The 23,682-nt window shown below is 56.7% G+C and carries 15 protein-coding genes and 2 pseudogenes; 9 read left to right on the top strand and 8 right to left on the bottom strand.

Features of this window, described 5'->3' with window-relative positions; all coding sequences use genetic code 11:
* Positions 1-124: 124 nt before the first annotated feature.
* The 4 genes and pseudogenes from xseA to N5096_RS16610 form a co-directional block, all read right to left on the bottom strand.
* A complete protein-coding gene (gene xseA / locus N5096_RS15745; RefSeq protein WP_267665740.1) occupies positions 125-1,177 on the bottom strand; it encodes an exodeoxyribonuclease VII large subunit in 1,053 nt (350 codons plus the stop codon).
* 75 nt (positions 1,178-1,252) lie between these two features.
* Positions 1,253-1,333, bottom strand: a pseudogene (locus N5096_RS15750) (DUF1931 domain-containing protein); the annotation flags it as partial.
* Positions 1,334-1,864: 531 nt separating this feature from the next.
* Positions 1,865-2,935, bottom strand: a complete 1,071-nt coding sequence (locus N5096_RS15755) for a DUF4143 domain-containing protein (protein ID WP_267665741.1) — start codon at positions 2,933-2,935, stop codon at positions 1,865-1,867.
* Positions 2,936-2,950: 15 nt separating this feature from the next.
* Positions 2,951-3,430 (bottom strand): annotated as a pseudogene (locus N5096_RS16610) (AAA family ATPase); the annotation flags it as partial.
* A 318-nt stretch (positions 3,431-3,748) separates the two neighbouring features.
* Between N5096_RS16610 and N5096_RS15765 the strand changes: the two are divergent.
* The 8 genes from N5096_RS15765 to N5096_RS15800 all read left to right on the top strand — a co-directional run bounded on the left by N5096_RS15765 (position 3,749) and on the right by N5096_RS15800 (position 19,751).
* Positions 3,749-5,863 (top strand): vWA domain-containing protein, encoded by a 2,115-nt coding sequence (locus N5096_RS15765; RefSeq protein ID WP_267665743.1) that lies wholly within the window; start codon positions 3,749-3,751, stop codon positions 5,861-5,863.
* Complete coding sequence (locus N5096_RS15770) at positions 5,863-7,638, top strand: HEAT repeat domain-containing protein (RefSeq protein ID WP_267665744.1); 1,776 nt, start codon at positions 5,863-5,865, stop codon at positions 7,636-7,638. Before N5096_RS15765 ends, N5096_RS15770 begins: the two co-directional genes overlap by 1 nt.
* An 85-nt stretch (positions 7,639-7,723) precedes the next feature.
* Positions 7,724-9,574: an ADP-ribosylglycohydrolase family protein gene (locus tag N5096_RS16400; protein WP_309243318.1), complete on the top strand. Its 1,851-nt coding sequence runs from the start codon at positions 7,724-7,726 to the stop codon at positions 9,572-9,574.
* Positions 9,575-9,601: 27 nt separating this feature from the next.
* Positions 9,602-10,051: a PDDEXK family nuclease gene (locus tag N5096_RS15780; RefSeq protein ID WP_267665745.1), complete on the top strand. Its 450-nt coding sequence runs from the start codon at positions 9,602-9,604 to the stop codon at positions 10,049-10,051.
* Positions 10,051-11,094: a hypothetical protein gene (locus N5096_RS15785; RefSeq protein ID WP_267665746.1), complete on the top strand. Its 1,044-nt coding sequence runs from the start codon at positions 10,051-10,053 to the stop codon at positions 11,092-11,094. Before N5096_RS15780 ends, N5096_RS15785 begins: the two co-directional genes overlap by 1 nt.
* Positions 11,095-11,354: 260 nt before the next feature.
* A complete protein-coding gene (locus N5096_RS15790; protein WP_267665747.1) occupies positions 11,355-14,561 on the top strand; it encodes a PD-(D/E)XK nuclease family protein in 3,207 nt (1,068 codons plus the stop codon).
* Positions 14,561-18,307, top strand: a complete 3,747-nt coding sequence (locus N5096_RS15795) for a UvrD-helicase domain-containing protein (protein ID WP_267665748.1) — start codon at positions 14,561-14,563, stop codon at positions 18,305-18,307. The genes N5096_RS15790 and N5096_RS15795 overlap by 1 nt, the downstream gene beginning before the upstream one ends.
* Before the next feature lie 259 nt (positions 18,308-18,566).
* Positions 18,567-19,751 carry a hypothetical protein gene (locus N5096_RS15800; RefSeq protein WP_267665749.1) on the top strand — a complete coding sequence of 395 codons (1,185 nt, stop codon included), beginning with the start codon at positions 18,567-18,569 and terminating at the stop codon, positions 19,749-19,751.
* A gap of 76 nt (positions 19,752-19,827) precedes the next feature.
* Here the strand turns inward: N5096_RS15800 and N5096_RS15805 are convergent, their stop codons facing one another.
* Positions 19,828-20,349 (bottom strand): hypothetical protein, encoded by a 522-nt coding sequence (locus N5096_RS15805; RefSeq protein ID WP_267665750.1) that lies wholly within the window; start codon positions 20,347-20,349, stop codon positions 19,828-19,830.
* Positions 20,350-20,407: 58 nt separating this feature from the next.
* On the opposite strand from N5096_RS15805, the gene N5096_RS15810 reads away from it, so the two are divergent.
* Entirely contained in the window at positions 20,408-21,238 is an 831-nt protein-coding gene (locus N5096_RS15810; protein WP_267665751.1) for an IS5 family transposase, read from the top strand.
* A gap of 21 nt (positions 21,239-21,259) precedes the next feature.
* Here the strand turns inward: N5096_RS15810 and N5096_RS15815 are convergent, their stop codons facing one another.
* The 3 genes from N5096_RS15815 to N5096_RS15820 form a co-directional block, all read right to left on the bottom strand.
* Positions 21,260-22,450, bottom strand: coding sequence for a protein adenylyltransferase SelO family protein (locus N5096_RS15815; protein WP_267665752.1), 1,191 nt, complete (start codon positions 22,448-22,450; stop codon positions 21,260-21,262).
* A gap of 104 nt (positions 22,451-22,554) precedes the next feature.
* Entirely contained in the window at positions 22,555-22,704 is a 150-nt protein-coding gene (locus N5096_RS16615; RefSeq protein WP_425493583.1) for a DUF7563 family protein, read from the bottom strand.
* Between the two features lie 5 nt (positions 22,705-22,709).
* A complete protein-coding gene (locus tag N5096_RS15820) occupies positions 22,710-23,573 on the bottom strand; it encodes a 2-oxoacid:ferredoxin oxidoreductase subunit beta (RefSeq protein WP_267665753.1) in 864 nt (287 codons plus the stop codon).
* Positions 23,574-23,682 lie beyond the last annotated feature (109 nt).

Consider the following 23,682-nt stretch of genomic DNA (forward strand, 5'->3'; position numbering starts at 1 on the left):
CAGTCTCTGACACCGTGAAACCGTGAGTTATCGACCCTACCCCGACGCAGTCTTGCGTTCAACAAGGCATGATCTCTTCAACCTGGTCGACTCGACGGTTGATTTCTGAGTCTTTCGCCATTACTCAGATCACCCCCAACCAGAGTGTGGTGATAAGCAGCAACAGCACCAGTAGTACAGCGATTGCGGCCTTGTAGTAGACGGGCGACAGACCCTCAGGAGTGGACGCCTCCTCAACGGCCTCGGCCAATTCCTGTTCGTGTTCGTGCTCCTGCTCAAAGGTCTCGTAGGCAGCTTCGAGCTGTTGCTCCAACGGTTTGATTTCGCTGGCAAGAAAGTCATTCCGGGACTTCGCGATGTATTCGCCGGCGGCTGTCGGTGTGATCGCGGCCATATCCGCTACCCGATCCGCGATCAGCCGGTCGTCAGTATGGCCAATTGCCGTGACGATCGGCGTGCTCGCGGTGAAGATCGCTTCCGCAACGCGCTCGGTGTTGAACGCCTGGAGGTTCGAATCGCTCCCACCGCCGCGGCCGACAATGATCGAATCGACGTCCTCGGAGCGGTCCAGATGGTGAATCCCGTTCGCGATAGACGTCGGTGCCTCCGACCCCTGTACGGTCGCATCCTCAACTAAGATATCGACGCTGGGGTCCTGCTCGTGGATCGCGCTCTGGATGTCGTACCGGGCGTCTCCTCGAAGGGACGTGACGACGCCGACACGCTCCGGGAACGCCGGCGGGCGCTGTTTCTGCTCGTCGTCGAACCAGCCACGCTCTTCGAGTTCGCTTCGCAGTCGCTCGACGGCAGCCGCCTGGTCGCCGTCGCCGACGACGATCACCTCCCACGGTTTGAGGTCGATTTTCCCACCTTCGACCCAGTAGTCGATATCACCCTCGAGGATGACTTCGGTCCCGTCCTCGAGGTCGGCGTCCATCTCCCGGTAACGGTTCGCCCAGATCATACAGGGAAGCTCAGCGTCACCGTCGGTGAGCGTGAAGTAGAGCGCCGTGCTGTTCTGGTGGAGGTCGGTGACCTCGCCAATACAGCAGACCCCGTTGAGAGCAGGCGTGTCCTGGACGACCGACGCGATCCGGTCGTTTAGCTGGGACACGCTAAGGACCTCTCTCGCATCGGGTTCGACCGCCTGCCGTTTGGTATCCGGTGGGTCCGCCATCTCCGTTTCCTAACTTCTGAACAGGAACCTCAAAAAGCTACGTTTGAGTGGCGGGGTTGGCTGCGTTACGCAGGCCTACAGATCGCGGGGCTGGACCGTCTTCCGGTCGTTGGCCTCGGCACGCTCTGCGGCGTCATCGAGGAGTTCGGCGAGCTCTTCGTTGTGCTCTGTTGAATCCGATAACGACGTGGGGATCATCTATTCACAGCTTCGGATTACTCTCGAATCCATCAGTGGTTCACTCAACTTCATCCACCAGTATCGGCTGTATAGGATGACTCCAGAAAACACCAAGCGAGAAATCACTAGGGACAGTTGTTCTTCCAGCTAAATCTATAGCCAATCCCGACGCCTTCTGCTTATTCAACAAATTAGACGGGACGAATTTGTCCGGCCGTTCCCGCCACTATCGACGATGGAGAGGCCTTCATTTCGTCAAATTACACGCCGGACATGTAACTCTCTGAGGATTTCAACAGAGCCACGCGAATCTACATTAATGCTATCTACCGGCGAGAATCCGTTCTCAGAGCCATATTTTCGATCCCAACCGCGCAGAAAATAATATTAACAGACTAAAATAATTGTAATTTGTAGTCGGAAAATCGTCCAGTTTTATTTTCTAATGGCGACTGAGTTTCGAGAAACCTCTTGCCGGAGAGCGATTCTGACGGGAACATTCCCTACTTAGCAGAGAAGCAAGTACAACCAATACGGAAGCTGGATGATACTCTCACCGAGGTCCTCAATCGGTTGGCTACCTCGCACTGTGTCTCCCGCGAGGAGGAATCCAACCGGAGCATCATACGCCTTCTTGAATTCTCGAACAGCTTCAAGTGACTCCTCACGCTCGCGTGACTGATATGCTAGTCCAATCGGGACAGGAGTCCCATCTATCTCGAAGACGAAGTCGACTTCTCCGTCCCGTCCGCGCCAGTACTGAACGGACGGTGTCGCGTCGTTGCCCTGAGTGGCGTTAATCCCGTAGGCGAATCGCATCGTGTGGTCGAACGCTGCGACCCGAGCGAGGTCGGCTTCACGGTCAAAATCATTCCGGACTGTTGCGGCGTCCCCGTCAGCCAGTGCTGTTACCAGGCCCGTATCTCGGAGATAAAGGCGCACTGACCGGGGACGACTATTGTTATACTCAGTGACCCCAGTCAACAGGTACAGCTCTGCCAGCGCAGGGAGGTAGCTATCGGCGATCGTCCGCCGGTCGACGTCGAACAGTTCGACGAGCTCCTGATACCGGAACGGTTCAGTCCCTCTGTTTCGGGCAGCAAGCGCACAAAGCCGTTCAAGATCGGCAATCGTCTGAATCGATTCGAAACCCGGAACCTCCTGATAGAGCGCGTCTCGAACGTCCTCTCGCAGTCGCGCGTAGTCATCCTCAGTCAGATCGGCCGCAGATACGGTGGCGCCGTCAAGATCATAGCTGATGGTGCCGCCCATCGCGAGGTAGTCGACAACCTGTGATTGGATGCGTCGTTCGACGGCTGCCACTTTTTCGTACTTTTGACGCAGTTCTGCGACGAGAGACTCGGTCTCCCCACTCTCGAGTGCCGCTGGGAGGCTGTTTTCCCCAATCCGGAGTGAGGTAGGGCTCACGCGAGTATCATCTTCCTCAAGGTCTGGATACAGCGTGAAGAGGTAGTCCCGGAATTTCTCGGGGAGAATCGGCTGGATGTCGTAGTCGTCATCCGGCATCCCGATGCTTTCGAACTCCCGTTTGACTTGGATACCGGCACTGGCAGTCACGACGATGTGTCGACCTGGGACATCCTCGAGCAATTCCGCGACCGGGCCACCCCATCCGTCGATAGTCGGCTTGTTCGGATGTTCGATTTGGTGGACATCGTCGATCAGGATGAAGTGCGGGTGGTCTGCCTCGATGCGGCCCAGAATCCGACTTTCGTAGTACCGGACCACACGCCGCAGCTGTTCGTCGGACTGGAGTTGGTAAAGCGGGTCCGCGTCGAATGGAAGATAGAGGAATCGTTCCGGATCGTCGCCAGCCTCAATGCGCTGATGAATGAATTGGTGGAGGAGCGTTGTTTTCCCGGCGCCCCGTCGTCCCACGAGACCGAGCAGTGGTTGGTCCTCGAACTGGCTTCCGGACTCGTCGGGTCGGGCGAGATGATAGAAGTCGCTCTTCTGTCGTGCGGGGAGTGAGAATGCCTCTGTTCCACGCTCCCACCACGGATTATGGTCGTGAAGCGCCCGGACGAGAGCGTCACCGGCGTCGATAGCCATGGGTTTGTTGACTAACCCACGACTCCCTTCGCAATGATTGTTTCGACACAATACTCGACAGCATAGCGGCTATTTCCTTCAAACAATCTCTCCTTTAGAGTAGTATATTCTCTCAATAGCGATTTAAAGAACACTGTAGTGAGTCTTTTTTCTCTAATATCTGCTCTATCCTGCTTATTGGCGAAGCATTTATCACATCTTGTCTCATAATGGTGGGTGTGAAAGTAGGAAAAGACACATCGTAATGGTGGTTACTCTCCTCAGCGATCCGGGGCGAGCGTCCACGCTGTCGTCAACCACCCGTTGGCTGTCCGGGGTATGACAGACCACACAGACACCATGGATACGATGTACGCGGACATAGCAGACGGGCAACGTCATGACATCGCAGTCGAATTCATCACCCGGAGAGCTATCGACTGCGACGGAAAACAGGTCCACCGGTTGCTGGTAGCCGATCAATCTGGTCGGCAGTTCACGGTACTCGTCACGCCTGACAGTGAGACACTCCTCGACCTGAAAACTGGAGCAACCCACCACATTTCGGGGCTCCTGGGCGCTGCTCCCGTCTCCGCAGCAAGCGGTAGTAGGGATGAATGCCCTGACTGCGGGGGAGCGCTTCGACAAGGACAGACTGTCGACGCGGTTGGATCTGCCGCCACGCGGGCGGCATCACAGCTCTCTCTCGAGGAGTCATTCGGAATCATCGATGCCGAGGCGACTATCCGTCGGGTTCGTGACGACCGGTCGCTCGTCGATGACTGGACGTCGATGGACAACGACGAGACGATTTCCCCACCCGACTACATATGTGAGTCCTGTGGGCGCCACGTCGACGCGTACGAACTTCGGGAGCCCGCTGAGGACGATCGGATTCTCGAAAACCAGGTGATGGAGAGCGTATCTCAGGCACCGGCAAGCGCAAACTCTGCGAGTCAGGAGACAGTTGGACTCGCCGCTGGTGGGGCGAAAGACGTGGCCAACTTTCGGGAGAACCTCGCAAACGGGTATACGCCACAGCCGGAGGCGATCAGCGACGAGGGACTATTCTACGATTACCATTTCGAGACAGGCACGCGGACCGAATCGGACGCCTTGTTCGCGCCGCGCTACGCGACCGCTGTGACCGATCACCCACTCAGTGGAGAGACTGAACGCTACCTATCGGTTGGACTGGATTCGACCCTCTCGGTTGATGAGTTCGAGCGGCCACGGCTGGATCTCGTCGCCGTCCTTGACGTCTCTGGGTCGATGGACAGCTCTTTCGACGCGTACTACTACGACGAACACGGGCACAAGCGCGAGGCTGAGGACGGCGCGGCAACAAAACTGGACGCGGCGACGCAGTCGCTGTGCGCGCTTACCGAGCAGCTCCACGACGAGGACCGGCTGGGCGTCGTCCTGTACAACCACCGCGCCCACGTCGCGAAGTCACTCCGCGATGTCGGAACCACGGACATGCCAGCGATACGTCGCCATATCCGGGAGGTCGCTGCTGGCGGCAGTACGAATCTTGAGGACGGGTTCGAGGCAGCTGTCGATATGCTGGTCGACGGAGCGTCTGGACCGAACGTTGAGCGTCGTGTCGTCTTCATGACCGACATGATGCCAAACACGGGGGCGACGGGAGAGAGCGAACTCACCCAGCTGTTCGCGGAGGCGGCTGTCGAGGGAGTTCACACGACGTTCATCGGCATGGGGTTAGACGCGAACGCGGAGCTCGCCGACACCTTGTCTGGCATTCGCGGAGCGAACCACTATTTCATCCACTCGGCCACGGAGTTCGAGCGCCGGCTTGGTGAAGAGTTCGACTACATGGTCACTCCATTGGTGTATGACCTGAACCTCGATCTCGACGCAGATGGCTACGAGATCGAGGCGGTTCACGGCTCACCGTCTGCGGACGCCGCAACTGATCGCCTGATGCACGTCGGAACGCTGTTCCCTTCCACCAAACAGGATGGCGAGGCTCGCGGCGGCGTCATCCTCGTTCGCCTCAAACAGATGCGCTCAGACGCGGATCTCGATCTGGTCGCCTCATGGACGGAACGAGATGGTGGTGAGTACACTGAGCGGGTCACCGTCGACGTTCCCAACGAGTCTGATACGTACGCGCACAATGGCGTCCGAAAGGCTGTCGCCCTGGCGAGGTACGCTCGCGAACTCCGAACGTGGGCAGCGGATCTCCACGACCGGGCCGATAACACGACTGGCGTCGACGACTGGTTTCTCACCGATCACCGCGGCGAGCACGAGCGCACGTCTGTGCCGCTGGTTGTTCCCGAGCGATATGCCGAGCGGTTCGACCAGCTTCGGCGTTACCTCGTAGACGAGATGGACACTGTCGGTGATGGGACGATGGAACAGGAGGTGGAACTCCTAGACCAGCTGTGCCAGCAGGCTCCCGCGACGTCAAATGAGGTGAGCGATTGATGCTCGTGTTCGCGTTTGACCGTGACTGGACTGTTGACGTGAATCCACATCCCCGCCAAGACGCCGTGCCGTTGGAGTGGGTGCGTCATCTCGCTCATGAGACGCCCCATGCGGTCTACGCCATTGGGAATCAAACGCTGGCTGAGGAGGCCGCAATACCGGGTGTTGTCGATATCGTCGGCCGCCATCGTGATGAGTGGGACGAGTGGATCGGCGAGAAGCAACCCACTGGTCGGTATGAGCGGTTTCCGCTCCGTCGCGAGCGCCTGGCACTCATCGCCGATCTACACCCAGACGCGGTCGACTACATCGTCGTCGACGACCTTGATCTGAATGACGTCGACGGGTGGGAGCACTATCACGCCTGGGAGTTCGTGCCGGCAGTCAAACAGGGCCAGATTCACCCAGACCTGCCGTGGGCTCGTGATCTCGAGGCTGACGGTGGGCTCCCAACCTCAGCCGGAATTATGCCGGCGGATGCGTCGTCGCTATCGTCGTTCCTCGACGAGCATGCCGATGCGGTTGGGTTTGAGATTACGTACTTGGATGATGGTGTTGAGCGGACACGGCTGTGCCATACTGTTTCCATGGATGCCGTGGCACTCGAACGACCGTCCGCAGCGCCGGCGCTCCAGTGTACCCCGCTTGCGCCCGGTGATGACCAGTTCACTGTCCCCGTCGATAAAATTGAGCTGCTCTCTGTGGTTTTTCCCCTGCCGAGTTTGTACACCGCCGGCGGAGACACCCCTGCTGAGGAGGCAGTAGGACTCCGTCGCTTGGCCAATACACAGCCGGAGGAAGTCCGTATTTCATCGCTTCTCACGCTTTTGGACCGGGACGACGGTGACATACGCCAGGATGAGAATGCGCTCCGAGCCCTGCGTCAGGTGGCCAAGGTTCGCCCCGCGGATTGTACGCCAGCAATTCCGATCCTCCAGACGCTATTGGATGATGGAGACCACCCCGCCCGGGCCGACATGTTAGCTACCCTCCGGACAATTGGGGATACCGATCCAGGGGCAATTGCTCCGCTCGCTGACGACCTCGTACCATGTCTCGATTCGAATATTGTTTCCATCCGACGGGAAGCAACCAGGTGCGTTGCTACAATCGCCGCTGAATACCCTGACGACGTGGTGGACGCGGTTCCGACACTCACAACGATCATTGAAGACGAGGCTGACGCACTGCCGTATGCGGTGTACGCACTGTCACGGATCACGCGCGAATATCCGGACGCGGTGAAACCTGCTGCTGACTCACTCGGAGACGTCATCCTCGATGATTCGCTGTCCGACACCATCCGATTGAATGCGACTGCTGGACTCGGTCGCGTCGTTGGTGAATATCCGAGCATTGCCGTCGATATTGTCGACGATGTCGCGACCCTGCTTTCCGCTGAAGATCGCCAACTCCGAAATAACGCAATCGCGCTGATTGGCGACGTAGCGATCATCCACAGCGATGTCGTTGAGCCGTATACGGAGGAGATATCTGAATTGTTGACCGTCGACGACACGTACACACGCGTCAACGCAAGTGGTGCGCTTAGCCGGGTTGCTGAAGACTTCCCGGACTCGGTTGCGAACGTCACGCCGACGTTTATCGAACTGCTGTCGGATGACGACCCACGGGTCCGTGAGAACGCCTGCTGGGCGCTCGGTTACCTTGCTGCTCAAGACGCGACTTCCACGCTAAAAGACCGTGCGCATGGCGACGAAAATGCTGATGTCCGCACGAGGGCCTCCTGGGCTCTTGACCAGATCAACGGATGAGGGTGGCCTTGAAATTCCGATCGTTGACTCGGTCGAAGGGGGCGCCCTGTGTAGAGTTATGTGACCAGGCAGATGTCGTAGTCCCATGACAATTGAGCAAAGCGCCGAGGGATGTCTCCTCGGGTTGGCCTGTGGTGACGCACTCGGCCGACCAGTTGAATTCAACAGCGCCGCGGAGATCGAATCCAAGCATGGCGACGTGACGGAAATGCTTGGCCACGGCACGCATGGCCAGCCACCGGGCACGATCACTGACGACACTGAGATGGCGCTTTGTATCGCGGAGAGTCTCGCCGATCGACGTGGGTTTGACCCAGACGACGTGGCGAGTCGATTCGTCGAGTGGCTGGAGTCTCGCCCATTCGATATCGGAATGATGACGCGTGATTCCCTGTCCCGGATCAGAGAAGGAGCGTCTTGGGACGAGGCTGGTGCTGACGTCTGGGAATCGCGGCCGGAAGGATCCAACGCCGGCAATGGGAGCGTAATGCGGTGTGCGCCGTACGCGATCGCCTTTCGGAACTTCGACGCAGAACTCACTCAGGTCAGTCAGTTTTCGTCGACGATTACACATGCCGACCCGCGCTGCCGGTGGGGTTGTGTGATTCTGAACCGAACGCTCGCAAACCTCATTCGTAACGAACGCGACCCGCTCAGGACCGCGCTCAAGAATACCGCTTCAGCTCCAGACGAACTTCGAACGGCACTCACGCACGTACAAGACGTCATCACTGGCGACCGCGATGCGGCACCGTTTGAATCCCAACTTGCGACCTCTGGGTACGTCGTCGATTCACTCCAGGCTGGACTCTTCTACGGGTTAACCGCCGAATCCGCCGAATCCGCGATCGTTCAAGCAGTGAACAGTGGTGGCGACACCGACACTGTCGGTGCGATCGCAGGCGTTGTGGCTGGCGCCCGATTTGGGACGTCCGGTATCCCGAACCGATGGGCAAAAGAAATCGAGGAATCTGACCGCCTCAAGCGACTAGCACAGCGGTTGTTGACGATCCGGATGCCGATTCCTGGGAAGCGATGTACGACGATGGATGACGGGACGATCGTCTTCAGGGAACGCACAATCGAGGGGCCTGCGTACATTTCCGCTGGTGAATTCCAAGAGGCAACTATTGGACACCGTCCGCATCCGGCGCCACATCGCAGTATCGGAACTGCGTATCACGAGCTGACACCAGCGACAGCGGCGATGCTTGACTGGGAACGGCGAGCGTATGCGATCCACAGTGGTCGTACTTCCACCTATGCCGTCCCACAGATCGATCTTGATGAGAAGTTAGATCCTTCTCAGCCGGCTCTTGTCCCTGTCCCACAGTATCCGTTCGTCGACGCCTTCGATGACCTCCCCGAGCAAGACCAGCAACGAATCAAGCGTGACGGACATGCGGCAGGGAATGCGTTCGTTCAAGCGTATTCGGCGTTCGCAGGAATTCGACAGTCGATAACCGAAGGCGAGACTGAGACGGTTGGCATCGAACGAATGGACCCGATTGCGGGGGCGACGCGGGTCTTGGTTGGTGCGTTCGCCGACGCCGGTGAGGCGTTGTTGCGACGTAACGAGATCGGTGGCTACGACTCACCAGCGGAAATCGAAGCAGCCTACGATGTCTCAGTTGCTGAAGAGATCATTGCTGCCCACCCGGATGCTGTCTACGAGGTGGCCGAGATATTCCTGCAATTAGCGAGCGGGACGGGGGCTATTCTGGATTACATCACACATCTTCGGCTCCCGCAGGAGCAACAGCCAGTGAGGGACACCAGTCCAGAGGATCAACTAGCGGGCCTTCGTGATACCGCTCACACGATGGTCGGCGAACTCTACGTCATGCATGAATCGCTTCGACGCGTAGCGGTCCGGCACCCGGAGATTGAGTACGAGCAATGGCAAGCCAGCAGCGCTCCGCCTGGAGGTCGGTGAGCAATGGTGGATGCGTGGCTCACTACAATGAGCACGAACCTGGAGGCAGTCATCAACCCGCTGATTGCGGCCTGTGAAGAGGGATTTCGCCCCGACGAACTGTACGTGCTAGAGAATCCCGGAGTCGGCGACCAGTTTGACGATATTACGTCGATGATGGAGCGTGTGGTCGTGGAATACGGTGGTGAGGAGCCCAACCTCTCCGTGACTCACCTCGAAACAGAGACGGACTTCCAGGGGATCGTCGAGCACTTTCGTGAACCAATCGCTCAGATACAGGCCGATGGGGGTACGGCAGCGGTTGACGTTACCCCCGGTCGGAAGTTTATGTCGGCGATCGCGTTCCAAGCAGGGATTCAGTTTGAGGCCGACCACGTCTTCTATCTCTACGTTTCGAACAACCGGTTCTACGGTCGATTGTACCCCGATGTTCCCAGACCAGTGGTCGACCTCGTTGACTTCCAGGAGGTCTTCTAATGAAGCTTGCTCGTCACCACATCACGCATCTCCTCAACGCGCTATACACGGACGGAGTTACCTCGGTTAATGTCCAGCACCCGTGTGAGGAAATTGGAGAGATCCTCGAGATCGATCTCTCCGATCCTGTCGCAACCACGGTCCGATTCACGCAAGGGGCGCTCACATACCAAGATTCCCGCGAGGAAATCCACACGACATATGGTGAACAGGCCTACGAAGACCTGCCTGACAAGGATACATACATTCGAGCGCTCGTTGCTGGGGGCCTTGTCGACATCGAAAATCGCGAGGACGTGGCGACGTTCTTCCGCCGGCAGGGGTATCCCGACCTAGACGCTGGCCATCAGCCCGTGGCCTTGGGCATTGATACGAATCTCCTTGCGTGGCGGATGCCGGATGTACTCCAACTGGATCCGGAGCGATACAGTGACGACAACGGACGGAGTCCAGTCAATGGCTTCGCTCTCGCGACGGGTATCTACGAGGAACTCAATTGGCATTACAACCACTACGAGACACGGGCTCTCGAGGATGCGTTCGGGCCCGAATTCGCACGGTTAGACAATCAGCCAGCAGGAGCGAATCGTGAAGGATTCCTCGGGCTCTACGAATATCGACATCTTCGCGATCAGCGGTACGCGGATACGATTGAGAGTGAAACGGGCGACGAAGCGATTGTCGACGCCTATGCTGAGTACGATCAGGATAGTCGAAAGCAAGTTGTTCTCCTCAGCAACGACTACGGGTTTGTTGATCTGGCTCGCGAGGCCGGAGTCCTTGCTCACCACGTGAGTTTCCCGGTTGACATCCCACGGAAGGTGACCGTAACTTGGGACGAACTCCAGGACGTGCTCTATACGCTCTCGGTGCTGTTCGGCGTGTTGCGACTCCCAAAGGTAACACTGTACGGAGTGTGGAACGGCAAATCCGGGGAGGATTGGCAACGAAAGCGGCTGGATGTCGATTGCCGAAGCGAGAACGTTCGTGAGAAACTGCGACGTGATCGCGCACTCACAACCGAATATGAGGCGACGAGATGAACTGCCCCGTAGATTGATGTATCCGTAGATGCCTTTCTAGGTAGTGTCAATTCGTGTCAGAAACACGTTCTCTATTCTCTGGTCCTGATCCAGATCTGGTTACTGATAGAGCACTCACGTGGGCTGCCAATACTGCGGGTGAACACCCAGAAAGCATTCTTTGTCTCACTCAGTCCCGGGAGCGCGCAAATGCCCTCCAGCAGCGTTGGCGAGAGGATCACAACGAGATTCAGTTCTCTTGTACGACGCTCGACGATTACGTGAGTGAACTGTACGAGCGCGCGACGGGAAATCTCGCGAATAGCACGCTCAGTCGTGTCCAACGGTTTCGGCTTGTCGAGGCAGCCATCGAACAGTACGGCGAGTGCGTAGCTGATGGTCCGTTCGCAGGGATCGAATCCCCCGCGAACGATCTTATCGACCAAGTACAGGGGCTGTTTTCGCTCTTGGAATACGCGGGCTACGATAATCCAGACGCAATTGAAGACGCACTACAGGCTGCCGGTGCGGCTGGGAGCGAGTCAGTCGACGCCGCTGAACTCTATGGTTCGTTCAGAGAGGCTGACCCGTCCATCGCAGACAGCAGCCTCACGGAGCAAGCAACCGCATTCTCTGGGCTATACGCCGAATATGAACGCCTCCGAAGTGAGCTACACTCCGACTGGCAGGGCGTCGTTGCGGAGCAGTATCTCACGCTCCTTGACAATGACCAGCTGCTCACGACGGTTCCGGAGTCGGTTGATGCCATCATTCTTGATGAACTCACGCGTCTGGCACCCGCTGAACGAGAGGCTGTCGCCCGTCTCTCACGGGCATATCCCACCGTCGCAACGCTTGCGCTCACACATGAGTCATGGAACGGTGTCGGCGTCGACTCAGGTCTAGAACGGGCGCTCGATGTCTACCAGGCATTAGATTTCGAACTGGAATACCAGACGCCGAGCTACACCAATGAGGATCGGTTGGCGGCAGTGCGGAGTCTCTACGATCATACCGCGGAGACACCCTCGTATCGTGACGAGGATGTCGGTCTGACGTTCACTGAACCCGCAACAGAACGTGACGAGGTCCGAGCCACGGCTCGCCGAATTCGGAGCTTGCTGGATGATGGTGTCGACCCGGCGGACATCGGTGTCGTCGTTACCGACCGGGCGACGTATCGAGGGATCCTGTCTGAGGTCTTTTTGACGTACGACATCCCCTTCACCTTCGTCAACGAGATTGGTATCGAGCAGACCCTGGTCGGCGGCGCGGTGGAGGCACTGCTCGATCTAACCGACGAAGAGGCACAGACGAGTAGTCTTCTGGACCTCGCCTCGAATCGCCTCGTCACACTTGACGCGTTCAGTATTGATCCTGACGCGCTGTCGGATACCGCCGCGAAGGCGCCTGATCAGACGCTCGACCGTCTTCTCGAAACGTTAGAGAAGGACGACCACACGGCGACTGCCGACGGCATTCGCGACCTGATCACAACAGTCAATCCCAGCGAGGGTGGACTTGCCGAATTCACGTCACGACTTGAGGACGTTCTGGAGAGACTCGCTGTCGAGGACGCTGTCGACACGTACGCTCCATCCGACGAGGCGAGTGGCTCGCACCGCCCTGCGTACGAACAATCCGCTTGGAGCGCTGTTGAGCGCGTTCTCTCGTCGTTCGACGCCGTCGCTCCATATCTCACCGACCAACAGCCTGCGCGACGTGTTCGTCGCGCGTTGCTCGCTGAACTCGTCAGGGGGCCCCGCCAACAGCAGGGGTACGTTCGGGTGTATCCAATTGCGGAAGCCGAGATGGCCTCGTTCGACCATCTCTTCACACTCGGATTGACGATGGGCTACTTCCCGAGTGAGTCCGACACGATGGCGTTCTTCGAGGCAGTGAATAACGCTGACGAGGAATTCAGCCGCGAACATTCCGGTCGACGCGCACGATACATCCTCGGAACGCTGCTCACCGGCTCAAACCGGGTTACCCTCTCTATTCCGCAACACACTGTCGAGGGTACCGAACACGTCTCAGCGCCCGTCATCTCCGAACTCGAGCGCTACGTCGAAAGAACCGATACCGAAGACGGTGACGAGGAACTCCCGCATGTCGTCAGTGAAGACATTCAACAGTCCTACAGGAGATGGGCAGTCCGTGAATCGTTCGAAACACCGGAGCGGGCGACCGAACCGCTCACAACTGCCGACGGGGTGACAGCCGACTCTCGCGCGTTTGCGAAGCAGGGGATAACCTGTTCGTGGCGTCGATCGCGCCCCGGTGTGACCGACCATGAGGCGCAGCTCGGAGAGATCGTCGATACCGTGTTCCCCGAAGATCGGAGAGAACCGTTCAGCCCGAGCGCACTGGATGACTACGCCCGCTGTCCGTTTGTTTTCCTGATGAAGCGCGTCCTCGGCTACGAAGAGGACTACGGGGACGAGGCAGGAATCACTCGTGCCGACCGCGGCACCTATGTCCACGGCGTACTGGCGGCCTTCTATCGACGGCTCCGAACAGGAGATGACCAACCGGTCGACCTCACTACGTTCGAGCGCGAAACACTGGAGTCGACACTACTCGATGTCGCACTCGACCATCTTGCCGACATTGGCGAAGTGGAAACTCCATTCGAGCGCAGAACTATCGGCCGATTGCTCGCTGGACTGGGTGACCCAGCCCAAAATCCGTATCATGGATGTGGTGGCGAAGCAATGGGGGGCCTGTTCGCCCGCTTCCTCGACACAGAGCTTGAACGCCAGGCCGACGTGGCGACGCAGCCGACGTACTTCGAGGGAGCCATCGACATCGATTATGACGACGTCGAGATTCTCTCCGAAGATCCGGTGATGATCGATACGCCAGATGGACCGGTGGACGTCCGGGGAATCGCAGATCGCATCGACAAGACAGGTCGCACGCCCTACCGATTCCACATCCGTGATTACAAGACCGGGAGTACGCCAGGGCGATCCGACATCACCGGTGGAACCAAACTCCAGCTCCCGCTGTACGGACTCGCCTTCGAGACAGCCCTCGAAGCACGGACTGGCGACCCCCACGAGGTCGTCGCCGGATCATACTACAAGCTCAAATCTCCCGACGATATTGACCCAATAGCTGGAGAACTGACCTCGAGAGAGGCTGTGGATACTGACTCGCCCCCACTGGCACCGCCACTGTCCCAGTCTTGGCGGCTCCCATTCGAGACTCGGGCGGAATTCTCTCGGTTCATCCGCGATGTCACACCCACCCGCGTCGGACGGATCGGGACTGCTATCGAGAACGGTGCGTTCCAACCGACCCTCCTCTCAGAGAATCACGCGAACTGCGAGAACTGTACATTCCGACACAGCTGTGACGTGCGGCATCACCACCAGCGTGACACTATCGAGGAACTTGATGGCCGCGAGCATTACATCTCCGAACGAGCCCGAAACGAGGACCTGGATCTGGATGCCTACCCTGACGGGGGTGATGTCTGATGGTTGACTTCGAGCAGCTTGAGGACGCACAACGGCGAGCTGTTCTCGCTTACGACCGGAATTACGCGGTAACTGCCGGTGCGGGGAGTGGGAAAACGACGACGTTCGCCGCGCGGTATCTACAGTTGCTTGAACGCACAGAGACCGACCCGCACTCGATAGCTGCCATTACGTTCACCGAGAGCGGGGCGATGGAACTCCAAGAGCGTGTTCGAGAGTCCGTCAGTGACCGGCTCGCGACCGTCGATGGCGAAACCTACGAAGAGTGGCGTGAGTACCACGACACGCTCCCCGAGGCGTACATCCACACGATTCATGGATTCTGTGCCAGACTCCTGCGTGAGTATGCGCTTGAGGCCGACGTTCCGGTCGGCTTTGATGTCATTGAGGAGACGGCTGCTACTGGACAACAGCAGGATACGGTCGAGCGATTCATCGACCAGCATCTCGAGGACGACCGGCTGGAACTCCTCACAGACATCTACTACCGCGACCGGCTTGAGGAGTTGTTGGCTGACCTTCTCCGTGAGCACCACCAGGCTCGCAATTGGGCCGACACGTGGGCGGACGCGACGCCTGGCGACTACGTCGAGTACGTCGGTGAGCGGTACTGCGCTATTGACATCGACGCTGCGCGACGACACTTGGGGAGTGACGAGATCAGGGTCGCCCTCGAGGATATTTCTCACGTCGCGTCGAGTGAGTCTGCGGGTAGCGAACGCATCGGGATCGCTCAGAACGTCGCGAGCGGGGTAGAGGCATACGGGCTCAACACCGAAGCGATGGACGACATCACGATTCACGATGCAATGGCAACCATCTGTGAGGCGCTAACGAGCGACGGCACAGCGTATCGCGGTAGCTTCGACGCGTGGTCTTACTCCGGACATGACGATTGGGATGATGAGAATGCGCGCCGATACGAGAAGGGCACGACTACGCTAGTGGAACGGTTGCCCGTTGAGTCGTGGGCGACATCCGATAGACTCGGTGTAGACCACAACGCCGCACAGTACTACGTCGCTCTCGCATCGCTCTACCAGGATCTTCACGACACGTATCAGCAGCGCAAGCGTCGTGAGACGGCACTGGACTTTGCTGATCTGATTGACGCAGCGATTGACCTCCTTGAGTCAAACGAGGCGATTCGGGACTCCCTTCGTGACTCGTTTGACTATGTGATGCTCGACGAGGTACAGGACACGGACCCACGGCAATGGGAGCTGGTGCAGTTGCTCACCTGGCTGGATGGCGACTACGACAAGTGTAATGTCTTCGTTGTGGGCGACGAAAAACAGAGCATCTTCCGATTCCGGGGCGCCGATGTGGCCCAGTTTAGCCGCGAACGTCAGCGTCTCGAGACTGCGAACGAGACACAAGAACTCTCCCCACTCGAAGACATCCATCCGGTCGACGGTGACGGGGGCCTTGACCGGAATTTCCGATCGGTACCGGCTGTTCTCGAACCCATCAACGACCTATTTGACGAGCTCTTCGGCGTCATTCCGTCTGCGTACCAGGACGCCCCCACCGGAATCCGGTCGGATGACACGAGTTTCGAGCCGTCGGCCCAGCGTCTAACGCCCGACCGTGATGATAGTGCGGGCCTCAGCACCGGCGCTAGTTTCGTCGTGGTGCCGGAAGAAGCAGACACTCGCGAGAACGTCCTCCCCGACGGTCATACACTCCGAGATCTCCCGGCGGACGACACCGAACTCGACACGCGGGCCTTGGCCGCTGAAGTCGCGGCGGTACTCGATGACGACACGCAACGCTACGAGACAGTCGGCTTCGAAGACGGCGAACCAGTCGAGGAGCCAACGTCACTCGAGCCATCGGACGTTGCGATACTGCTCCGTAAACGGACTCACCTGAAAGAGTACGAGCGTGCGCTCGCGGCGTTGAATATCCCCTACACTGTCGCCTCAGGGATTGGCTTCTACGATAGCACTGAGATCGTCGCACTCCGAAACCTGTTCCGAGTGCTTTCGGATCCGAGCGACGACTTGGCGCTGTACAGCCTGTTGCGATCGCCATTGTTCGGATTCGAGGACTCGCGCGTCGTCTCACTCTGGACGGGTATCGACCGGGACCAAGTCGGGGAGGGAGAACTTTGGGACGCACTCGCGTCGACCGATGATGAACAATTAACGGCTGCTCAAGAGAACATCCAGCGGTGGCGGGCCCTCGCCGGTGCTACGGATGGAGAGACCGTCGTTGAGACGTGGGACGCACTCCTTGGTCGAATCATTGCGGATACGGGCTTCATCGCAAGTCTCGCGACGGACGAACGCGGCCAGCAGGCCGTCGCGAACGTCGAGAAGTTCCGAGCACGGCTTCGGGGCTGGAGTGAAGATGGACTCCAGACGCTGCCGGCTGTGGTTGACCGGATCGAGCGGGAGGTTGAGCTGTCGACGCGGGAGGGAGAAGCCGAGGTCTCAGAAGACGCCGATGGGGTTCGGATAATGACTATTCACGACGCGAAAGGTCAGGAGTTCCCCGCAGTATTCGTTCCAGGGCTATCGAAGGACTTCAACCTCAAAGTCGGCTATGGGGAAGGTATCGCCGAGTTCGAGACCATCGAAAACTCAGCTGGTGATGGACGGACACCGCTCCTTGGCATTCGCGGTCCTGGTGTCGAGGACGGCTTTGCGCAGGAGGATACTATCTTGAAGCGGCGGTTAAAATTCGCCCGCAAGCGTGAAGCTATCGCTGAGGAGAAACGGATCCTCTACGTCGCGATGACGCGCGCTCGCGACCACCTGTATCTCGTCGGAACGGCGTCCGCTGACGATGGATCAATGGCGAGCCTTGAGACGGGTGACGCAGATGATCCCTCGAACTGGTACGATTTCCTTGGGTCGCTACTCGTCGACGATACGGCGACAGACGCACTCGACGCCGATAGTGAATTTGCTTGGCACGGGGAATCTGAGGTTCCGCTCACGATTCGTCTTCCGCGAATCGAACACCAACTTACCAGTGGGGAGGACCGCGAAGCGCCCCCACTGTCAATCGATATTCCAGAACTTGAGTCGGAGCCGGAATACAGTATTCCCGCATCGTATCTGGGGTCGCTCATTCAGGACGGCGCACCAGGCGACATCGTCGTCGACCACTCAGGGAGACACGTCTCCTACGTTCCAGCAGACGAACGGGATGAAGAGAGTTCTGAGGAGGACTCTTCTCCAGAGTATCTGCCACGGGCCGTGTTCGGTAGCACGCTCCACAAAGCCGTAGAGCTGGAAATTGAGCCGGATAACGCGGAGAGACTTCGGGAGTTATTTGAGCAATTTGCCGTCCAAGCTGACGTTTCACTCGACCGCATTGGCGAAAGCGATCTGTCCGAACTAAAGCGTCATCTTCGTGTGGCACGCGACTATCTGGACGATCTCGACGCACCAATAGCGACTGACGAACGGCGGGTTCATGCGACGCTCGAAGACGGTGAGACGTACGGGGATATCGACCATCTCATCGTTACCGATGACGCGTACCATATTGTCGACTACAAGACGAACAAGATTACCGACGAGGCGTCCATCGACGAGAAAGCTCAGCACTACAAGTGGCAGATGCTCGCGTACGCAGTCGCGCTACACCAGAATGATTCTACGCGAGATGTGAAGGCGACATTGCTGTTCACAGAGGTTGAGGAGGCCCGAACGTTTTCATGGACCTCAGAGGAGCTTTACAGAGAAGGAGATCGTCTGAACGAATACATTTGTAACGAATTAGAGATCTAATAGCGGATTAGTTATCTTAAGCCCACACAGGATTAATTCGAAACACCGAACTTTTCTAAGACATCTTCTCTGACGAGTTGTTCACAGCGTTCCATGTACTCAGAGAAGGTCTCAACGCGATAAGGTACCTCATCAGCTGGAATCTGGTGTCGCTCGTAGTAATTTTCCGTCCGGGTTGTGCTTCATTTCTCAAAACTAACTATCGGCCTTTCTAACTGTATTGATTACTATTATACATTTGTTGAGAGTGTATCATAGTATGCCTGATAATTTGGACACGGCATATGTGAATCACACCTCCTCCACATCAGTCCATCAAGACGTGCTTGCGGATCTGTATGAGAGGCGGTGGGTTGGTATCCACTACGGGGATATTCCAAGCCTCAATAAAGAGGAATGGAAATCTGACCATGGCTATACCACTGGTGGAAACGCGGTCGGTCGATTGTGCGACTATGCTGAAGAAGGAAAGATTCTCTCAGCATCATATACCGGCCATCCTGATCTTGATGGCGGCCGTCTTGTGGGTACTATTGGTGCTTCTGATGAGAATGAGGACGACGATGTGCTACTGATTGTTTGCCGTAACAAGAGAGTAGAGGGGCAAGAACGCGGTGTTGTAGATTATCTCCGTGTGAAACCTGGTGCCGACATATCAGAGGTCGAAGCTGAAGTCGGCGGCCTGACCACTGAAGCTGAGCAAGTTGTTAGAGAAGCAATTGGGAACGATGGATTTGATGAAGATGATCCAGACTATCGAATACTCAAGGGGCTGGAATTCAACGATGAGGTAGAGTGGGTGTGGAATCGGGACTTTCCCGGACTGTGGGCGGCAAATAAACGACAGACAATCGCAGGATGGAACACTGGGAAATCACACCTCTATGCTGCTTATTATGCTGCTTGTGAATCCAAAATCGACGACATGCGAGAGGTGAAAGACAAACTCCCTGACGATGAGAATGACGATAACATAGAAGATGTTGGGTTACTATCTGAAGGTCAATTAGAAGTCTTGTGTAGCCAATACTTACGGCGAAAACACACGGAATATTTTGAAACATTACCTGTCGGGGGATCACTTTCTGGGGTTGATATCGTCGCGAGATCAGAAGAAAACGAGATCTTGGCTCAAGTTACCTTCACTGAAGATGTCGAGGAGAAACTCCGGCGGTTGTTATCCTACGCAGACCATAGTACAACTGATCAGAATGTCAGATTCTACTTTTTCGGGCCTAGAAAAGGAAAAGAGGGGCTTGGCGAATCGATTGCGGGGTATCCAATCGAGGACATCTACATGCCAATTAAGGACGTGTACGATAAATTTGAATCTGATGACTCTACTATAGTGGACTCATCGACCGAACAGGTAGCCCCGACGTCGATATTGGACCAACTCCTGAACGTTGATCTTTCCGATGACAATCCTCCAAGTTTTGATTGACCGGGATATCTTCCATAATATCCCATAGTTATCAAACGAATATCGAATATATTCGTTTAATTGAGGACAGACATCTTCACGCGTCGTTACGCATGTAATCCGTCCGCTCTTCTACTTCTTTTTCGAAGTTTAGAATCCACTCTTCAAAAGAGGTTTCCCGTGGCTCACTGCTTATGAACCGCTCGAAAAATCCCTTACGCTCGCTATCTGCCACCATAGTGGGGGAATGTACGTTTAGATTAGGTCCCTCCGGGTTTTCACCTCGCTTCAGGGCTGCGAATGCTTGGTCAACGATAACCGGATCATGATTGAGCCTGATCTGGGTGAGATTGTTGGTCCATGTACCTGGATTGACCTCTCCAATTTGGTCAACACAACACGCAAGCTGGATAGTCGTTATACAACATAATGTGGCGAAGCCATGTAATTCAGATTCGGCTGCGTATTTTGTAATCTTCTTCCAACCGTCGTCAATTGAGCCCTCAGCGAACGGATACTTCCCTTGGTCAACGCGATATCGTAGAATGGCCTGTGTGAACCGCGTATAGTCTTGCCATAGGTGGCGCAATGGTTCTGCATGGCTGTGTTGAATCGCCATACGGCAGAGAGGTAGGCCGCTAAATCAAAGGAGTTGAAGCGGGAAGATTCGGTTGCCTATGACACAAATCTCCCGCTTCATCGGGGAAGTTGTGCCGGTTGCTCAAAGAGTTACTGGCGATGGAGGCGAATCCGCCGCCCCGGACGGTGGCGGCGGATTCGCCGACTATGCACTCGTTTCCCTTCACTGTCTGCGGATTTACCTCGATTCATCGTACCGCATGACGATCGACTTGCTCAAAGAAATGCCACAAATAACCGGGGAGATCGGCCTCAACGCGGCCGATCTCCCCGCGCCGTCCACGTTGTGTAAGGCATTCGACCGGATCAGCATGAGCGTCTGCCGAGTGCTGCTGCGCCAGTCGGCGCAGCTGCACGATCTCTCTGAACACGCCGCGATCGACGCCACGTTCTACGACCGCTCACCAGCGAGCCGTCACTACTGCCAGCGAATCAGCTACCGCGTTCAAAAGCTCAAAGTCACAAAACTCGTCGATACAGCGTCTCAAGCCGTCCTTGACGTTCACTGCTCAACGAATCGAGAAGGAAGCGACGCAGACCTTGCTGAGCAGATCGCCCGCCGGAACGCGGGCGATCTGCGGTCTCTTGCCGCCGATAAAGGCTATGACAAGCAATCGCTTCGTGAAGGATTACGCGACCTCGGGATCAGACCGCTGATCAAGCATCGTATCTTCGCTCCGTACGACCACGCACACAACGCCAGAATCGACGATAACAGCTACAATCAGCGCTCTATGACCGAAACCGTGAACTCGGCTGTGAAGCGCTCGCTCGGCTTCGCCGTGCGAGCGCGGTCATGGTTCCGTGAGTTCCGCGAAATCGCGCTGATGTGTGTCGTCTATAACATCAAACGCTTCGTCAAACAGTGAATCTCTACGCCTTACAGCGATTCAACACAGCCCTTCATTCAGGCCGACCGCAGCCAACTTATCCCTCAGCTGCTCGAATTCCGCAGTTGCAAACACCGGGTCATCAAACGTCTTGGGTGCCTCTAATTCGAGGAATGTATTAGTGTAGTCTGCGTTCGTTTTGCGAAGCCACTCCAGGAATTCATCGACGAACTCTTCCTCGCCATCTGAGCCGATCCCCAGCTTCTTCTGCATCATTGCGTAGTACTGCGCATCAAATCGATCCTCAAATTCGTCTAGCTTGGCTTCGAGTTCACCATACGTGAGCGCTGACTGTGTACACAGCGGTTGGAGTGCCTCCGCGAACCGCTCGAGATTCCACCGCAGGACGGGTCGCTGGTTTCCGAATGCGTATCGCCCATGCTTATCGATTGAGCTGAAGACCGTCTCCTCGTCATAGTAATTCATGAAGGCACAGGGTCCGTAATCAAACGTTTCTCCATCGATACTCATGTTGTCCGTATTCATGACGCCATGGACGAATCCGACACGCAACCAGTCAACAACCATTTCGATCGCTGACTGCATGACTACATCGAAGAACTCCACATATGTACGATCTTTCTCGTGTAGCTGCGGGTAGTGCCTGTCAATTACGTAGTCGGTGAACCGCTGTAGTTCGTCGGATGCTCGAGCTGCGACGTACTGGAAGGTTCCGTACCGAATGTGGCTGTTCATTACTCGGACTAGGACGGCTCCGGGCTCTGTCCGGCGTCGGTTGACCGCGTCGTCAGTCTCGACGACCGCAAGACTTCTCGATGTTTTGATATTTAGATTTCGCATCGCATACGAGTACAGATACTCTCTGAGCATCGAGCTGACAGTTGCGTTTCCATCGCCTCTTCCGGAGTAGGGCGTTCGACCAGACCCTTTCAGTTGAATATCGTATCTACTCCCATCGTGCACGTGCTCGCCGAGTATCATCGCCCTCCCGTCGCCCAAGACCGTAAAACTCCCATACTGGTGACCCGCATATGCTTGGGCGATCGGTTCTTCCAAGCGATCTTGACCTGCTAGCATCTCTGCATCAAGCTTCGCTGTATCCAACCCAAGGTCAGCGCATAGCTCGTCGTTACGAACCACAATTTCGGGATGAGCGATACTCTTCGGTGTCACTCTCGAATACAGCTCCGAGTCTAACTCTTTGTAAGTCGTGTCAAATGAAAAGGTCATTTAGGTCATATAGTGTTCTTTCGCTTGCTTTGATAATTTGTACGGCTCATCCCGCCCATGGGCGTGACAATACGAGTGAATAGGGCCCAATAGAGAGAGAATATTCATATATCGTCCGTTCGCTGTCGTATTTCCTTTCCAATACCAGCATTGGGCGAGCAGGACGGGCATGCAAGAACGACGCCGTCCTTGTCGCCGAACACATGTGCAAACTGAGCAGAAATATGCTCGCCACAGGTAGCACAATCAGGCATGTGTATCAGTAGAACTCCCGAACGAGATTCGTTGCATTGTCCGGAGCTCCGTCGGGTATGACCGCCATATTGTCTGAGAGCCCTTCACGCTCTTCGTAGGCAACCGAGTGCTCGTCCTGATAGAGTACACCCTGGTACTCTTTATTTCCATCCATAATCATGTCTGTAGCGTCATCGTAAGCCGTCGGATCGTGGTCTGTCTCGGCGAGATCGACAATCGTGTCTCGGAAGTAGTCGTAGGTATCGACGTCGTTAAACGTCACACAAGGGCTGTAGACGTTGACGAAGCCGAACCCGTCGTGTTCGACGGCTTTCTGAACGATCTCGGTGTGGCGCTGGCTGTCCGAACTGAACGACCGGGCAATGAACGTCCCGCCGGCAGCCAGCGCGAGCGCAAGTGGGTTGACCGGCGGCTGTTTCGGCCCTTCGGGCGTCGTCGAGGTTTCGAAGTCCTCACGCGATGTTGGCGAGGCTTGCCCCTTCGTGAGGCCGTAGATGCGGTTGTCCATGACGACATATGTCATATCGACGTTGCGGCGGACCGCGTGGATGAAATGGCCAGCGCCAATCGAGTAGCCATCTCCGTCGCCGCCGGCGACCATCACTTCGAGGTTCGGATTCGCTAGCTTCGCCCCGATTCCCACGGGAAGGGCGCGACCGTGAACGCCGTGGAGTGCGTAGCTGTGCATATAGGTCCCGATCTTCCCGGAACAGCCGATCCCTGCGACGACGAACGTGTTGTCCGGGTCGTTCCCGGTGTTCGCGAGGGCTTTCATCATCCCGTTCATGGTGCCGAAATCCCCGCAACCGGGACACCACGTTGGCTGCTTGTCGGATTTGAAGTCAGTGAATCTGATGTCGGTACTCATCACCTTACCGTCCCCCTTCGACCGTATGTAAGAGGACATCCTTCGAGCCGATGCTCGCGGGTGTCGGTCGTTGCGTAATCTGGCTTGGTATCATGCTTTCGAGTTCGTG

The sequence above is a fragment of the Halorubrum yunnanense genome (assembly GCF_026586675.1).
Lineage (GTDB): Archaea > Halobacteriota > Halobacteria > Halobacteriales > Haloferacaceae > Halorubrum > Halorubrum yunnanense.